The 15362-nt window shown below is 53.7% G+C and carries 15 protein-coding genes; 2 read left to right on the plus strand and 13 right to left on the minus strand.

The annotated features are described in order from the left end of the window. Window positions 1–284: 284 nt before the first annotated feature. The 9 genes from lipB to E0L21_RS01280 form a co-directional block, all read right to left on the minus strand. Complete coding sequence (gene lipB, locus E0L21_RS01240; RefSeq protein ID WP_131406254.1) at window positions 285–926, minus strand: lipoyl(octanoyl) transferase LipB; 642 nt, start codon at window positions 924–926, stop codon at window positions 285–287. A gap of 88 nt (window positions 927–1014) precedes the next feature. Next, the gene (gene ybeD / locus E0L21_RS01245; RefSeq protein WP_007373847.1) at window positions 1015–1278 is read right to left on the minus strand and encodes a DUF493 family protein YbeD; all 264 of its coding nucleotides are present in this window, start codon (window positions 1276–1278) and stop codon (window positions 1015–1017) included. A gap of 104 nt (window positions 1279–1382) precedes the next feature. After that, window positions 1383–2594, minus strand: a complete 1212-nt coding sequence (gene dacA, locus E0L21_RS01250; protein WP_131406255.1) for a D-alanyl-D-alanine carboxypeptidase DacA — start codon at window positions 2592–2594, stop codon at window positions 1383–1385. 139 nt (window positions 2595–2733) lie between these two features. Beyond that, window positions 2734–3927: an endolytic peptidoglycan transglycosylase RlpA gene (gene rlpA / locus E0L21_RS01255; RefSeq protein WP_131406256.1), complete on the minus strand. Its 1194-nt coding sequence runs from the start codon at window positions 3925–3927 to the stop codon at window positions 2734–2736. Window positions 3928–3937: 10 nt separating this feature from the next. Beyond that, window positions 3938–5050 carry a peptidoglycan glycosyltransferase MrdB gene (gene mrdB, locus E0L21_RS01260; protein ID WP_131406257.1) on the minus strand — a complete coding sequence of 371 codons (1113 nt, stop codon included), beginning with the start codon at window positions 5048–5050 and terminating at the stop codon, window positions 3938–3940. Window position 5051: 1 nt separating this feature from the next. After that, window positions 5052–6953 (minus strand): peptidoglycan DD-transpeptidase MrdA, encoded by a 1902-nt coding sequence (gene mrdA / locus E0L21_RS01265; protein WP_131406258.1) that lies wholly within the window; start codon window positions 6951–6953, stop codon window positions 5052–5054. 29 nt (window positions 6954–6982) lie between these two features. After that, window positions 6983–7450 carry a 23S rRNA (pseudouridine(1915)-N(3))-methyltransferase RlmH gene (gene rlmH, locus E0L21_RS01270; RefSeq protein WP_017455886.1) on the minus strand — a complete coding sequence of 156 codons (468 nt, stop codon included), beginning with the start codon at window positions 7448–7450 and terminating at the stop codon, window positions 6983–6985. A 3-nt stretch (window positions 7451–7453) separates the two neighbouring features. After that, the gene (gene rsfS / locus E0L21_RS01275; protein WP_131406259.1) at window positions 7454–7771 is read right to left on the minus strand and encodes a ribosome silencing factor; all 318 of its coding nucleotides are present in this window, start codon (window positions 7769–7771) and stop codon (window positions 7454–7456) included. Between the two features lie 242 nt (window positions 7772–8013). Beyond that, window positions 8014–8631: an adenosylcobalamin/alpha-ribazole phosphatase gene (locus E0L21_RS01280; protein WP_131406260.1), complete on the minus strand. Its 618-nt coding sequence runs from the start codon at window positions 8629–8631 to the stop codon at window positions 8014–8016. 99 nt (window positions 8632–8730) lie between these two features. Between E0L21_RS01280 and cobD the strand changes: the two genes are divergently transcribed. Further along, window positions 8731–9825: a threonine-phosphate decarboxylase CobD gene (gene cobD, locus E0L21_RS01285; protein ID WP_131406261.1), complete on the plus strand. Its 1095-nt coding sequence runs from the start codon at window positions 8731–8733 to the stop codon at window positions 9823–9825. On the opposite strand, the gene nadD is transcribed toward cobD, so the two are convergent. From nadD to leuS, 4 genes are read right to left on the minus strand one after another with little or no spacing between them, the layout of a single operon-like run. Further along, complete coding sequence (nadD, locus tag E0L21_RS01290) at window positions 9800–10441, minus strand: nicotinate-nucleotide adenylyltransferase (protein ID WP_170312045.1); 642 nt, start codon at window positions 10439–10441, stop codon at window positions 9800–9802. The two genes, cobD and nadD, sit on opposite strands and share 26 nt — an antisense overlap. Before the next feature lies 1 nt (window position 10442). Beyond that, a complete protein-coding gene (gene holA / locus E0L21_RS01295; RefSeq protein ID WP_131406263.1) occupies window positions 10443–11474 on the minus strand; it encodes a DNA polymerase III subunit delta in 1032 nt (343 codons plus the stop codon). Next, window positions 11474–12037: an LPS assembly lipoprotein LptE gene (gene lptE / locus E0L21_RS01300; protein WP_131406264.1), complete on the minus strand. Its 564-nt coding sequence runs from the start codon at window positions 12035–12037 to the stop codon at window positions 11474–11476. The genes holA and lptE overlap by 1 nt, the downstream gene beginning before the upstream one ends. Before the next feature lie 14 nt (window positions 12038–12051). Then, a complete protein-coding gene (gene leuS / locus E0L21_RS01305; protein WP_131406265.1) occupies window positions 12052–14634 on the minus strand; it encodes a leucine--tRNA ligase in 2583 nt (860 codons plus the stop codon). A gap of 235 nt (window positions 14635–14869) precedes the next feature. On the opposite strand from leuS, the gene E0L21_RS01310 reads away from it, so the two are divergent. Then, window positions 14870–15352 carry a zinc ribbon-containing protein gene (locus E0L21_RS01310; protein WP_131406266.1) on the plus strand — a complete coding sequence of 161 codons (483 nt, stop codon included), beginning with the start codon at window positions 14870–14872 and terminating at the stop codon, window positions 15350–15352. Window positions 15353–15362: the final 10 nt, after the last annotated feature.

Consider the following 15362-nt stretch of genomic DNA (forward strand, 5'->3'; position numbering starts at 1 on the left):
CAAAATGTGAATGATAGTTGAATTTATTTTTTTTGTTGATTATTAACTTGAGTAAACATCCTGTCTCTCGTCATCATGACGTAGTTTTTCATCGCGAGGCCAGACAATACACTCAAAAAAAATTGGCCTTGGGCGCGTATACAAAGCCTGGCAAAGTGCTGTAATGCTAATTATCCCGACAAAGCAGGCAGGTTGAAAATAGAGAATATGGCTTCTATTGTAAAGCGCTAACAGGCCATGTAAATAACGACCCGCACAAAATGCGGGCTTTTATACATGATATATTAAGCGCTCATATATTGATGAGGTGGATTGTTTAGTAGCGCTAAAAATTGCTGGATAAGAATTGTCCTTAATTTATCCATATCGCTATTTTCCACCAGTTGGCTGACCTGGGTCATTTCCATACCGGCGTACCCGCAAGGATTGATGCGCATAAACGGCGTCAAATCCATATCGATATTCAGCGCCAGGCCATGAAATGAGCACCCTTTACGGATCCGCAGCCCCAGGGAACAGATTTTCTTGCCTTGCACATATACACCCGGTGCGTCAGCTCGTGCCTGTGCGTTAATCCCCAATGTTGCCAGCGTATTGATAACCGTATTTTCCAGCAACGTGACAAGCTCGCGAACGCCAACTTTGCGCCGCTTCAGGTTAATTAATACATACATCACCTGCTGGCCTGGCCCGTGATAGGTTACCTGGCCGCCGCGATCGCTCTGGATGACGGGAATGTCACCCGGTGCCAGTACATGTTCGGCTTTTCCTGCCTGGCCTTGCGTAAAGACGGGATGGTGTTCTACCAGCCAGATTTCATCCAGCGTCGTTTCGTCGCGAGCATCGGTGAATTCATGCATTGCCCGAGAAATGGGCTCATAAGGTTGCAAGCCAAGATTGCGGATAAGAATGGTGTCCTGAGACAAAACGGCATCCCCGGGGGAGAAAAAGAGTGGGGGAAGTATATCACAGCGAAGACGTTACCCGAATGGCTCCGGGTAACGTGATGAACAATTACAGCACCATACGAACAATTTCGATATTGCCGAGTTCTTCGTACAGCGTCTCTACCTGCTCAATATGTGTTGCGGTGATGGTGATGGATACCGAGTGGTAATTGCCTTTGCTGCTCGGTTTTACCTGCGGAGAGTAATCACCTGGCGCATGGCGCTGTACCACTTCAACCACCAGATCAACCAGCTCTGGTTTCGCCAGACCCATCACTTTGTAAGTAAAAGGAGTCGGGAATTCAAGCAGTTCTTTAAGATTGGTTTTCATGTCAGCTCCGGCGTAAAAAATAAGAACTCCTGCCACAAGGGCAGGAGTTTTTCTGAGATGCTAAGTATATGGGGGCGGAAATCACACTTTCAAGTGTTCAATTTTTAGCCAAACCAATGATGGAACATCAATTTAATGTAATCAATGATTTTGCCGAAGAAATTGCCTTCCGGAATCTCCTGCAGCACGACTAGCGGGCGCTGTTCGATGGTTTTACCATCCAACTGGAAGTTAATTGAACCAACCACCTGATTTTTCTGCAGCGGCGCGTGCAGTTCGCTGGTGTTCAGCACATAGCTGGCTTTCAGATCTTTCATACGGCCGCGCGGAATGGTCAGGTACACGTCTTTATCAACGCCAAGCGAAGCGCGATCGCTGTCGCCAAACCATGCTGGCTCTGAAGCAAACTCTTTACCGGCTTTGAGCGGACTTACGGTTTCAAAGAAACGGAAGCCCCAGGTCAGCAGTTTCTTGCTTTCAGTTTCACGGCCTTTAAACGTGCGACCACCCATCACAGCAGATATCAGGCGCATCTGGCCTTCGGTTGCCGACGCCACCAGGTTATAACCCGCTTTATCGGTGTGACCGGTTTTAATCCCGTCGACATTCAGGCTGTTATCCCACAGCAGGCCATTACGGTTGGTCTGACGAATGCCATTAAAGGTGAACTCTTTCTCTTTATAGATGGAGTATTCATTCGGCACATCGCGGATAAGCGCCTGACCAATCAGTGCCATATCGCGCGCAGAACTGTACTGACCATCAGCATCCAGGCCGTGTACAGTCTGGAAGTGGCTGTTTTGCAGGCCCAGCGCTTTTACATAGTTGTTCATCAGACCGACAAACGCATCCTGGCTGCCCGCCACATAATCGGCCATCGCAACGCAGGCATCGTTACCGGATTGCAGGTTGATACCACGGATCAGTTGGGAAACCGGTACTTGCATACCGGGTTTCAGGAACATCAACGAAGAACCACGAAACACCGGGTTGCCGGTGGCCCAGGCGTCGTTACCAATCGTGACCAGATCGCTGTCTTTGAATTTGCCCGCTTTCATGGCCTGGCCAATGACATAGCTGGTCATCATCTTGGTCAGGCTTGCCGGATCGCGGCGCGCATCGGCGTTTTGCTCAGCCAGCACTTTGCCGGAGTTATAGTCGATCAGGATATAGGATTCCGCGTCAATCTGCGGGACGCCAGGGATCATGGTCTTAATATTCAGGTCATCGGCATGCGCAGCGGAAAGAGAGGCTGCAGTCAGCGCCGTGGTGAGCGCCAGGCGCTGCATAAAACGAACGGAAAAAGTGGTCTTCATGGTCGAACAACGACATCCGTGATGGAGTTAAAAAAAGTGCCTTACTATAGCAAAAGCTATACTTGCAGGCATCTGACTTTCAGCATGACTTTGTTAATGTTGCTGACATAAGTTGACAAAGTCAGACACCTTAGCAAGTTTACTGGGCGTTCGTAACGAATGACTGCAACTGCGCCTCGTTTTGCAGGCGCTGCTGCAAGGCGCTGGCGTCCGCTTTGTTGCTAAATGGCCCTAGCTGTACACGCCAGACAGCACCATTTTGCGTGACGCGGCCAGGAACCGCAAATTGCTGCGCCAGACGCTGCTGGTATTGCTGCGCACGCGTCTGATCGCTAACGGCACCCACCTGCACCATATAACCACTACTGCTTGCCGCCGCAGCGCCGCTGGCAGGCGCGGCAGTATGTACGTTGCCCTGGACCGAACCTGGTGCAGTCACTGGCGAAGTGCGCGTTGGTGTGTAAGTTTGCGCAGCCGGAGCGGTCTGCGTCACCGGCGTAGCCGTTGGCGTCACAGAGGTTGTTGCAGGTTGCGCTGCTGTCGCGGCGGCAGTATCGGCGCTTCCTTCCAGTACGCCAGAGGCGAGTGGTGTCGGCGCACCCAGGAAGCCGCCGCTACGCACTGGCGCAGCGGTTGTGTCGTCGTTTTTCAGCGTATCGTTGCTGATAGCGTGTACATTGCCCTGCGGCTCTACGGGCTGCGGAGCAGAAGATACGCTGCCAGGGCCGTCGCCAAGATCGGGACGCGCTGGCAATGCGTACGTTTGCTGTGCAACTTTCGTACACGCCATACCCGGGCCGGAAAGGGAACCATCCTGCGCAACAATAATCGGATCGATACGCACTTTGGTGTTATTGGAGGTGTTCAGTCGATCCGCCGCCGCGCGCGACAGGGAAATCACGCGATCGTTGCCGTACGGCCCGCGATCGTTAATACGCACCACGATCATGCGCCCATTCGCCAGGTTGGTGATACGCGCATAGCTCGGAATGGGCAGCGTCGGGTGTGCTGCGGTAAGCTGCATCGGATCGAACGCTTCGCCGGAAGCCGTCAAATTGCTGCCGGGTTCGGCATCATAAATGGCGGCCAATCCCGCCTGGCTAAAGTTCGCCGGATTCTGCACAATTTTGTAGCGCTTACCGTCGCGTTCATAATCCTGATTCGCCGTGGCGACAGGCGCTTCGTAATGAGGCTCCGCACCGCTAATTTCAACGACAGGGCCATTACACACCGCAGGTTGCGGCGCTACGGTCGTTTGCTGCTGACCATCATCGTTTGAACATGCCGCCAGTAATCCTGCTGCTATGCAGATCCCAAGCCATTGCTTACGCATTGCCCACCTCTTATACGCTCTTTGACAACATTTTCCTGTGGGTATGGATCGACATAACGATGCCAAACCCGGCCATGAGTACGATCAGGGCAGAACCCCCGTAACTGATCAGTGGCAGCGGTACGCCGACCACCGGCAGGATACCGCTCACCATACCAATATTTACGAACACATAAACGAACAAAATCAACATCAAACCACCAGCCATTACGCGTCCGAATGTGGTTTGCGCCCGGGCGGCAATCCAAAGCCCACGCATAATCAGCAACACATACAGCGCCAGCAAAATCAGAATGCCGACGAGACCCAGCTCTTCCGCCAGCACGGCAAAGATAAAGTCAGTATGGCGTTCGGGCAGAAACTCCAGTTGCGACTGAGTTCCATGCAGCCATCCCTTACCGCTCAGACCGCCGGAACCGATGGCAATTTTTGACTGAATAATATGATAGCCCGCGCCGAGCGGATCGGTTTCGGGATCAAGGAGCATCATCACGCGCTGGCGCTGATAATCATGCATCAGGAAGAACCACAGTACCGGGATAAACGCCGCCACCAGCACGGCGGCAATACCAATCAACCGCCAGCTTAATCCGGAAAGAAACAGCACAAACAGCCCGGAGAGCACCACGAGGATGGAGGTTCCCAAATCTGGCTGCGCCGCCACCAGCAGCGTCGGCACGAAAATCAGCGCCAGCGCGATAGCGGTATTCTTCAGCGAAGGCGGGCAGACATCGCGGTTAATAAAACGCGCCACCATCAACGGTACGGCAATTTTGGCTATTTCCGAAGGTTGAAAACGCACAACGCCCAAATCTAGCCAGCGCTGCGCCCCTTTTGAAATAGCGCCGAAAGCATCCACCGCGACAAGCAAAATTACACAGAAAATATAGAGATAGGGTGCCCAACCTTCATAGACGCGTGGCGGTACCTGCGCCAGGATAACCATGATAATCAGCCCCATGGCGATCTGGCCGACTTTACGCTCGGTCATACCGATATCCTGGCCGCTGGCGCTCCAGATAACGATCGCGCTGTAAAATAGCAGCGCGAGGATAATCAACATCATCACCGGATCGATGTGGATTTTATCCCAGAACGATTTCTTGTTCGGATTATCCGTCATGTTATTGGTCCTCCACGGCTGCCGTGGACGGGTTTTCCGTTGGCAGTTCGGTGTTGTTATCGCCAAGCATAATGTGGTCGAGGATCTGTCGCATAATTGTACCCACCGCTGGACCTGCGCCACCGTTTTCCAGAATAACCGCGACGGCGACCTGCGGATTATCGTAAGGAGCAAATGCTGTCATCAATTTATGGTCGCGCAGACGTTCTGCAATTCGGTGGGCGTTATAGGTTTCGTTCGCTTTCAAACCAAAGACCTGGGCAGTACCTGATTTCGCCGCGACTTTGTACGGTGCGTTGGCGAAATACTTATGACCCGTACCGTTAGGGCGGTTGGCTACGCCATACATCCCGTCTTTGGCAATCTCCCAGTAGCCAGAGTGAATATCACCCACTGGCGGCTGTGCAGGCTGCTTCCACGGAACCTGCTTACCATCTTCCACCGTGCTCATCAGCAGATGCGGCACCTTAACAACACCGTCATTAATCAGCGTCATCATCGCTTTGTTCATCTGCAATGGCGTCGCTGTCCAGTAACCCTGGCCGATCCCCACCGGAATGGTATCGCCTTGGTACCACGGTTTTTTAAAGCGCTTCAGTTTCCATTCGCGGGTTGGCATGTTCCCGGCGCGCTCTTCCGAGAGGTCAACGCCGGTATAGTGTCCGTAGCCAAATTTGCCCATCCATTCTGCCAGGCGATCAATGCCCATATCATAGGCGACTTGATAGAAGAAAGTATCGGCGGACTCTTCCAGCGATTTGGTAACATTCAGGTGGCCGTGCCCCCATTTTTTCCAGTCGCGGTAGCGTTTTTCTGAGCCGGGTAATTGCCACCAGCCGGGATCGAACAAGCTGGTGTTACGCGTGATCACCCCGGCGCTGAGTGCGGAAACGGCCACATACGGTTTCACCGTGGACGCAGGCGGGTAAACCCCTTGCGTTGCGCGGTTGATCAGCGGCGTATTCGGATCGTTTAACAGTGAGGCGTAGTCTTTGCTGGAAATGCCATCAACAAACAGGTTCGGATCGTAGCTTGGCATCGACACCAGCGCGAGAATGCTGCCATTGCGTGGATCGGTTACTACCACGGCGGCACGGCTGCCAGCGAGCAGCGTTTCAATATATTGCTGGAGTTTTAAATCCAGCGTCAGGTAGATATCGTGACCAGCCTGCGGCGGCACCTCTTTGAGCTGACGGATCACGCGGCCGCGGTTATTGACTTCCACCTCTTCATAACCGGTCTGACCGTGCAGCACATCTTCGTAATAGCGCTCAATACCCAGTTTTCCGATATCGTGGGTGGCGGCGTAGTTTGCCAGCTTGCCCTCTTTATCCAGCCGTTCGACGTCTTTATCGTTAATTTTCGACACGTAACCAATGACGTGAGTCAGCGCGGAACCATACGGATAAAAACGGCGCTTGTAGCCCTTGACCTCAACGCCGGGGAAACGGTACTGGTTAACCGCAAAGCGCGCCACCTGGACTTCAGTCAGGTTAGTTTTTACCGGGATTGAGGTGAAGCGGTGCGAGCGCGAGCGCTCTTTTTTGAAGTTGGCGATGTCATCGTCGTTAAGATCGACCACATCGCGCAAGGCATCCAGCGTTTGCTGCACATCATCGACTTTCTCCGGCATCATCTCGACCTGGTAGATGGTGCGGTTCAGCGCCAGTGGCGTGCCGTTGCGATCGTAGATAATGCCGCGGCTTGGCGCGATAGGCACCAGCTTGATGCGGTTTTCGTTGGAGCGGGTCTGGTAGTCTGCAAAACGGACGATTTGCAGGTTATAAAGGTTGGCTACCAGCACGCCGGTAAGCAGCAAAATCCCCGTAAAAGCGACCACCGCCCGGCGCACAAACAGCGCGGACTCAGCCGTATAGTCGCGAAAAGAATTCTGTAATTTCATCCGCTGCTTAATCTACCCAAGACTCGTCATTACTCACGGTGATAAGGATGGTTGGTTGTAATACTCCATGCGCGATACAGGCTTTCGGCAACCAGCACGCGCACCAGCGGGTGAGGTAACGTTAGCGCAGAGAGTGACCAACTTTGTTCTGCCGCCGCTTTGCAGGCCGGAGATAGCCCTTCCGGCCCACCAATCAACAAGCTGACATCGCGCCCGTCTTGCTTCCAGCGTTCCAGCTCGTTTGCCAGCTGCGGTGTATCCCAGGGTTTGCCCGGAATATCGAGGGTAACGATACGGTTTTTGCCAGCCGCAGCCAGCATCAGTTCACCCTCTTTATCGAGAATACGTTTGATATCTGCGTTCTTGCCGCGCTTTCCCGCCGGAATTTCGATTAACTCGAACGGCATATCTTTTGGAAAGCGGCGCAGGTATTCACTAAAACCTGTCTGTACCCAGTCCGGCATTTTCGTGCCGACGGCGACCAGTTGCAGTTTCACGCATTAACTCCAGAGCTTTTCCAGCTCATACAGGCGACGGCTCTCTTCCTGCATGACATGGACAATCACATCACCCAAATCGACAACGACCCAGTCTGCGGCGCTTTCGCCTTCGACACCCAGCGGCATCATGCCTGCGGCACGCGATTCCTGTACCACATGGTCCGCAATAGAGATAACGTGGCGAGTAGAGGTGCCGGTGCAGATAATCATGCAATCGGTAATACTGGATTTACCCTGAACGTCAATGGCAACGATATCTTGACCTTTCAGGTCATCAATTTTGTCGATAACAAAATCCTGGAGTGCTTTACCCTGCAAGTGTTCCCCCTGGGGTGAGTGAAAAATGTACTGTTAATGAACGGCCTGACATTATACCTGAACTGCATCGATTGTCGGGGTAAGACAGCCCCGGCAAATTTTAAAGTTGGCTATCATCCCATCACGGCCGTATGAATGCATTGCCATTTTTGTAAAACAATCTCTGCGCGCGGAGGATAGCAGCCTGTGAGGGCGTGTCAATGGCCGAATCAGCGGTGTGAATAGGATGCATGAAAAACACGCTATACATCGTCAGCGTGCCAGGCTGCCCGGCTATTTAATACCCGCAACGTGGCGAAATCATCATGGATATCAATAGCGCTCCAGCACCCTTGATCAACACGAAAATGCCACAGCGATGCGGCTGGCATGTTGAGCAAGCGGGCGATCAACAAACTCAACACCCCCTGATGGCTGGCGATCAACACATTCTTGTGCTGACTTTTTATATCGGCAAGCAGCGCAATAACTTGCTCAATTCGTGCAGAAAATGCCTGAAATCCCTCACCATTGGTTGGTACGGCATGCTGCCAGTCGGTACACCAGGCGGCATAACTTTCCGGATCTTCTCGTGTTAAATCGCGGTGATGGCGCATTTCCCAGTCGCCGAAAAACATCTCGTTGAGCAAGTGGGTGGTATGAACGGCAAGCGCGTGCGGTTTCAGCACGCGCGCCGCCGTCTGCTGCGCGCGCTCCAGTTCACTACACAGCACATAATCGAAGGGCACCTTAGCGAGTAAGTCGCACAGAGTTTCCGCCTGCGCCAACCCTTTGGACGTCAGCGGAGTCGGCGAGTGGCCGCTATAAAGCCCGGCGACGTTCGCTTCGGTTTCTCCGTGACGTATCAGCCAGAGTCGCATTGTTGTCTCCCGTCTGGATGTGTGCGCAAAGTTTACCATTGCGTCCTGAATCACGGCCTCTTTTTCGTTTAAGATAACGGCTTTTAACCGGAGCGGAAGATGGCTTTGTTTCACAGTGCGCACGGTGGCAACACGCGTGAGGCGGCAGAACTGTTGGGGATATCGGCGGAACAGTTGCTTGATTTCAGCGCCAACATTAACCCGGCTGGCATGCCGGCATCGCTTAAACATGCGTTGCAAAATAATCTGTCGCTTGCCGAGCGATACCCGGATGTTGAGTATCAGCGTCTGCATAAGGTACTGGCGGCTCATCATCAGGTTCCGGCTTCATGGATCCTCGCCGGAAACGGTGAAACGGAAGCCATCTTTGTGCTGGTCAACATGCTTAAGCCACGTAAAGCGATGCTGATAACGCCTGGGTTTGCCGAATATCGCCGGGCGCTGGCATTGGTGGGGTGCATGATTAGCGACTATCACTTGCACGAAGTTGATGGCTGGCAGCTTACTGATGCGCTGCTGAGCGCGCTTACCGCCGATCTTGACTGCTTATTTCTCTGTACACCGAATAATCCCACCGGTTTGTTGCCGGATGACGCCTTGCTGCATGCGATTGCTGCACGTTGCAAAGCGCTGGGGATCACGTTAATCCTCGACGAAGCCTTTATGGATTTTATTCCCGAACGCGAGGGTTTCATTCCTTATCTGGCGCAGAATCCACACGTTTGGGTGCTGCGTTCACTCACCAAGTTTTACGCCATTCCTGGCTTGCGATTGGGGTATGTGCTGGGCAGCGACGAACAGCAAGTCCGGTATATGCGAGATGCGCAGATGCCGTGGTCCATCAATGCTTTTGCCGCGTTAGCCGGTGAGGTGATTTTGCAGGACAGCGATTATCAGCAGGCAAGCTGGAACTGGCTCAAGAATGAGCGTCCGCGCCTGTTCGCCGCCTTGAACGCATTACCGGGATTAACGGTCTGGCCTGGCTGCGCGAACTATCTTTTTATGCGCTGTGACGCGCCAGATATGGAGTTGCAACGTGCATTGCTTTCCCGCCACATTTTAATTCGTAGCTGCGCCAATTACCCAGGGTTGGATGCGCGTTATTACCGCGTGGCGGTGCGAAGCGAAGGGGAAAATGACCGGCTTATTGCTGCCATGACGGCGGTGATCAGTGGTATAAACCCTGTTCGTTGATATACGCCATGACAGGCTCGGGGAGCAGATCATCACACTTTTCACCGTGCTCCAGCCGTTCACGGATAAGCGTTGCCGAGATGTTGAACCACGGCGTTTCGGCAAGGTAAATCCGCCCGGCAGGTAAGACATGCAGATCTTCAGCATTCGTGGTGAGATGGGCTTCCAGCCACAGCTGCTGTTCCTCCCGCTCCATGGTCAGCGGGTAACCAGGGCGGCGGCAGACAATCAGATGGCAGTTATCCAGAATTGTCTCGTAGTGATGCCAGGAGGGGAATGTCAGCAGGGAATCCTGACCGATGATAAACGCCAGTGGGCACGTAGCGCCTTGCTCTTCCCGCCACTCCTTTAAGGTTTGCGCCGTGTATGAAGGCGTGTCGCGGCGCAGTTCGCGTTCATCAAGGGTGAATAAGGGTTTGTCGGCAATCGCCAGCTCGATCATTTTTTTGCGTTGCTGACTGCTGGCTTCAGGTTGCGCGCGGTGCGGCGGCACGTTATTGGGCATGATAATCACCCTGGAAAGGCTAATCAGGTTCGCCAGCGCTTCCACAGGTTTCAGGTGCCCATAATGGATCGGATCAAATGTACCGCCAAACAGTGCCTGCAACTGATTCATATCAACCATCAATAAAAACGTCTGCCAGTGCCTTATGACAGAGTAGCAGAGAAAGCCCTTCAAGCTCGGCCCAGACCGACTGACCAAAATCCTGCTTCACAATCAGTTCAATGCGGCTCAGCAAATGGACCGCCTGGCGTAACTGATCAAGGCTCAGGCGATTAAGCGCATCGCCCGTCACACTCCGGCGGTTTTGCCACACCCGATGCTTATCAAACAGTGCACGCAATGGCGAGTATGCTGACTGGCGTTTCAACGTCACCAGCAATAGCAATTCGCGTTGCACGGTACGCAGCAGGATCACGGGCTCACACGCTTCGAGTCGCAGCTGGGTAAGAATGTGCAACGCGCGTTTGCTTTTCCCGGCAAGTAGCGCATCAACCCAGTGGAAGGGGGTGAAGTGCGCCGCGTCATTTACCGCATGTTCCACGCGGGGCAGGGTGAGTTTTCCATCCGGCCACAGTAGCGCCAGGCGTTCGAGCGCTTGCGCCAGTGCCAGTAAGTTTCCTTCGTAGCAATAACAAAGTAACTGATTGGCGGCGTCGTCCAGTTCCAGCTTGTTTTGCTTTGCTCTGGCGGCAACCCAGCGCGGCAGGTTCGCTTGTTCCGGCGTCTGGCAGCTTACTTGCACGGCGCGGTTATTTAACTGCGTTATCCATGCCGCGTTTTCCTGCGCTTTGGTCAGTTTGTTCCCGCGGACCGTCAAAATGAGGTCGTCATGCAGCAGGCTAACCAGCTTTGCCAACTGTTCATTGATAGCAGCGTTTGGGCCATTTTCAGGCAACTGTAGCAGTAATGTCTGACGACTGGCGAACAGACTCAATGCCTGGCAGATGGAGAAAATCGCATCCCAATCCGTGCTGGCATCCAGTATGAAGGTATGGTGTTCGATAAAGCCCTGTTCAGAGGCGACCTGACGCACTGCGTCCTGGCTCTCTTGCAACAGCAGCGGATCATTACCGAGGAGTAAATACGCCGCGCGCAGCCCTTCATTAAGCTGCGCGCGGAGTTGTTCCGGATACAACCTGAGCATTAGCTACCCGGTTGCGTCGAAGAGGAGCCTGTCGTCGAGGTGGCGGTGCCCTGCGCGCTTTTCGCGTCTGCAGTATGTACACTAGGCAGTTTACGAATCAGCTGTTCGGCTGCTTTGTCGTACATCTCCTGAACGATCATATCTTGCTCTGCGGCTTTCGCCAGCGCCGTTTGCGGGTTATCAAAGAAAGAACGATAAACTTTGGTATTGATCGGGTAAATATCATGACCCGGGATCAGTACGCTGGCGTTTACGGTCAGCACCATTTGATATTCCGCAGTACGACCATCCTGGAAAACAGAAGCGGTGTCACGGGAGAACGTTACGGCCCCAAGACGCAAAGAAGGCACATCCTGACGTGTGGACGTTTTCTCCAACAATTCGACGCCATTCAGGCGTAACTGGCTGCGGATCGCGCGGCTCAGTGGGCCATTCGGATCCCCGGAGTCAAAGAACATCGTTTTCATTTCGGTCGGCACCTGCGTGGTATTACGCAGATGCCAGCCACATCCGGCGGTGATGAGCACCGCCAGTGATACGAACAATGTAGCCAGATATCGCACGTTTCCTCCCGCGCTTAGCCAACGACCAGATTAAGCAGTTTACCCGGCACGTAAATCACTTTACGCACGGTCACGCCATCAAGATATTTTGCTACCAGATGTTCCTGGCCTGCACGTTCACGCACCTGTTCTTCCGTCGCGTCGACGGCAACAGTAATTTTACCACGCACTTTACCGTTGACCTGGACGACGACCAGCGTGGTGTTTTCCACCATCGCTTTCTCATCAGCCTCCGGCCACGGTGCGTTGTCGATATCGCCTTCGCCGCCCAACGCCTGCCACAGCGTGAAGCTTGCGTGTGGGGTGAACGGGTTAAGCATACGCACAACCGCCAGCAGTGCTTCCTGCAGCAGTGCACGATCTTGTTCGCTCTCCTGCGGCGCTTTCGCCAGTTTGTTCATCAGCTCCATAATCGCCGCAATAGCGGTGTTAAAGGTCTGACGGCGACCGATGTCATCGGAAACTTTAGCGATGGTTTTATGCACGTCGCGGCGCAGGGCTTGCTGGTCTTCACTCAGCGCAGCCAGATCCAGCGCGGCTACAGCACCCTGAGCGGTGTGTTCGTAAACCAGTTTCCAGACGCGTTTCAGGAAGCGGTTCGCTCCTTCCACACCAGATTCCTGCCACTCCAGCGTCATATCGGCTGGCGATGCAAACATCATGAACAGACGCACGGTGTCCGCGCCGTAACGCTCAACCATTTCCTGCGGGTCGATACCGTTGTTTTTCGACTTGGACATTTTGCTCATGCCGGTATAAACCAGCTCGTGACCTGCCGGATCGGTCGCTTTGATAATGCGGCCTTTCTCGTCACGTTCAACAATGGCTTCTTTTGGCGAAACCCAGTTACGCTCGCCGTTTGCACCCACATAATAGAAGGCGTCGGCCAGTACCATGCCTTGGCACAGCAGCTGTTTTGCTGGCTCATCGGAGTTCACCATGCCCGCGTCGCGCATCAGTTTGTGGAAGAAGCGGAAGTAGAGCAGGTGCATGATGGCGTGTTCGATGCCGCCAATATAAATATCTACCGGCAGCCAGTAATTTGCCGCTTTCGGGTCGAGCATGCCTTCGTTGTGCTGTGGGCACGTGTAACGTGCATAGTACCAGGAAGACTCCATAAAGGTGTCAAAGGTATCAGTTTCACGCAGCGCTGGTTGACCGTTAACGGTGGTTTTCGCCCACTCAGGATCGGCTTTAATTGGGCTGGTGATGCCGTCCATAACCACATCTTCCGGCAGGATAACCGGCAGTTGATCTTCCGGCGTTGGAATAACGGTACCGTCTTCCAGCGTCACCATCGGGATGGGTGCGCCCCAGTAGCGCTGGCGGGAAACACCCCAGTCGCGCAGACGGAAGTTCACTTTGCGCTCACCCACGCCTTTGGCCGCCAGTTTGTCGGCAATGGCGTTAAAAGCGGCGCTAAAGTCGAGACCGTCAAATTCGCCGGAGTTAAACAGCACACCTTTTTCAGTCATCGCTTGTTCGCTGAGATCCGGCGCGTTGCCGTCTGCGTTAAGGATAACCGCCTTGATCGGCAGATTGTATTTAGTCGCAAATTCGTAGTCGCGCTGATCGTGACCCGGAACGGCCATCACTGCGCCGGTGCCGTACTCCATCAGCACGAAGTTTGCTGCCCACACCGGGATGGCTTCGCCGGTCAGTGGGTGAATGGCTTTCAGGCCGGTATCAACGCCTTTTTTCTCCATCGTCGCCATATCGGCTTCCGCAACTTTGGTGTTACGGCATTCATCGATAAAGGACGCTAACTCAGGTTTGCTCGCGGCAGCCTGCTGCGCCAGCGGATGACCCGCCGCAACGGCAAGGTAAGTTGCACCGATAAAGGTGTCCGGACGAGTGGTGTAGACCGTCAGTTTCTGGTCGCTGTTCTGCACGTCAAAGGTGATCTCCACGCCTTCAGAACGGCCAATCCAGTTGCGCTGCATGGTTTTCACGGTATCCGGCCAGTGATCCAGATTATCCAGATCGTTCAGCAGCTCGTCGGCGTAAGCTGTGATTTTAATAAACCACTGCGGGATCTCTTTACGCTCAACTTTGGTATCACAGCGCCAGCAGCAGCCGTCGATAACTTGTTCGTTCGCCAGCACGGTCTGGTCGTTAGGGCACCAGTTCACTGCGGAGGTTTTCTTGTAAACCAGCCCTTTTTTGTACAGTTCGGTGAAGAACTTCTGTTCCCAACGGTAATATTCCGGCGTGCAGGTCGCCAGCTCGCGGCTCCAGTCATAGCCGAAGCCCAGCATCTTAAGCTGGTTTTTCATGTACGCGATGTTGTCGTAAGTCCACGGTGCCGGTGCGGTGTTGTTTTTTACCGCCGCGCCTTCAGCCGGCAGACCAAACGCATCCCAGCCAATCGGCTGCAGTACGTTTTTACCCAGCATGCGCTGGTAACGGGAGATCACATCGCCGATGGTGTAGTTACGGACGTGGCCCATGTGTAGTCGGCCAGAAGGATAGGGGAGCATTGACAAGCAATAGTATTTTTCTTTGCTCTCGTCTTCAGTGACTTCAAATGTGCGCTTCTCTTCCCAGTGGCGCTGTACTTTGGATTCTATCTCTTCCGGGCGGTATTGCTCTTGCATGGCAGCCAGTAGTCCTGTTTTTGCTACAGCTACAAATGTAGCGTTGTTACGTGGTTTTTCGAAAGGCATAGCATAGCCCAAACGCCACTCTCAAAACAGCCTTTCCGCGACGCGGGAACGAAATTGCCCCGGCCTTTGGCCGCTAATTTTTTGTCGACAGTGCGGGCGAGTCGGCACAGCGAGCAAGAAATAACGTCTACCATTAGAGAGAGTTACTGAACCGGGAGGCGAAACGATGAACAAGGTTGCTCATTTTTACCGTGAACTGGTGGCGGCGTTGACCGAGCGTTTACGCAATGGAGAGCGTGATATTGACGCACTGGTTGAACAAGCGCGCCTGCGCGTGGCGCAGACTGGTGAGTTAACGCGCACGGAAGTTGACGAACTGATGCGCGCAATTCGCCGCGATCTGGAGGAGTTCGCCCTCAGTTACAGCGAAAGCCAGCAGGAAGTCACCGACAGCGTATTCATGCGGGTGATTAAAGAGAGTATCTGGCAGGAACTGGCGGATATCACCGATAAAACGCAGCTTGAGTGGCGTGAAGTGTTCCAGGATCTCAATCACCACGGCGTTTATCACAGTGGCGAGGTGGTGGGGCTTGGGAATCTGGTCTGCGAGAAGTGCCACTTTCATCTGGCGGTCTACACGCCGGATGTGTTGCCGCTATGCCCGAAATGCGGGCATGACCAATTCCAGCGCCGCCCGTTCGAACCGTAATCCCATAAGC

Source organism: Kosakonia quasisacchari (assembly GCF_004331415.1).
Classification (GTDB): domain Bacteria; phylum Pseudomonadota; class Gammaproteobacteria; order Enterobacterales; family Enterobacteriaceae; genus Kosakonia; species Kosakonia quasisacchari.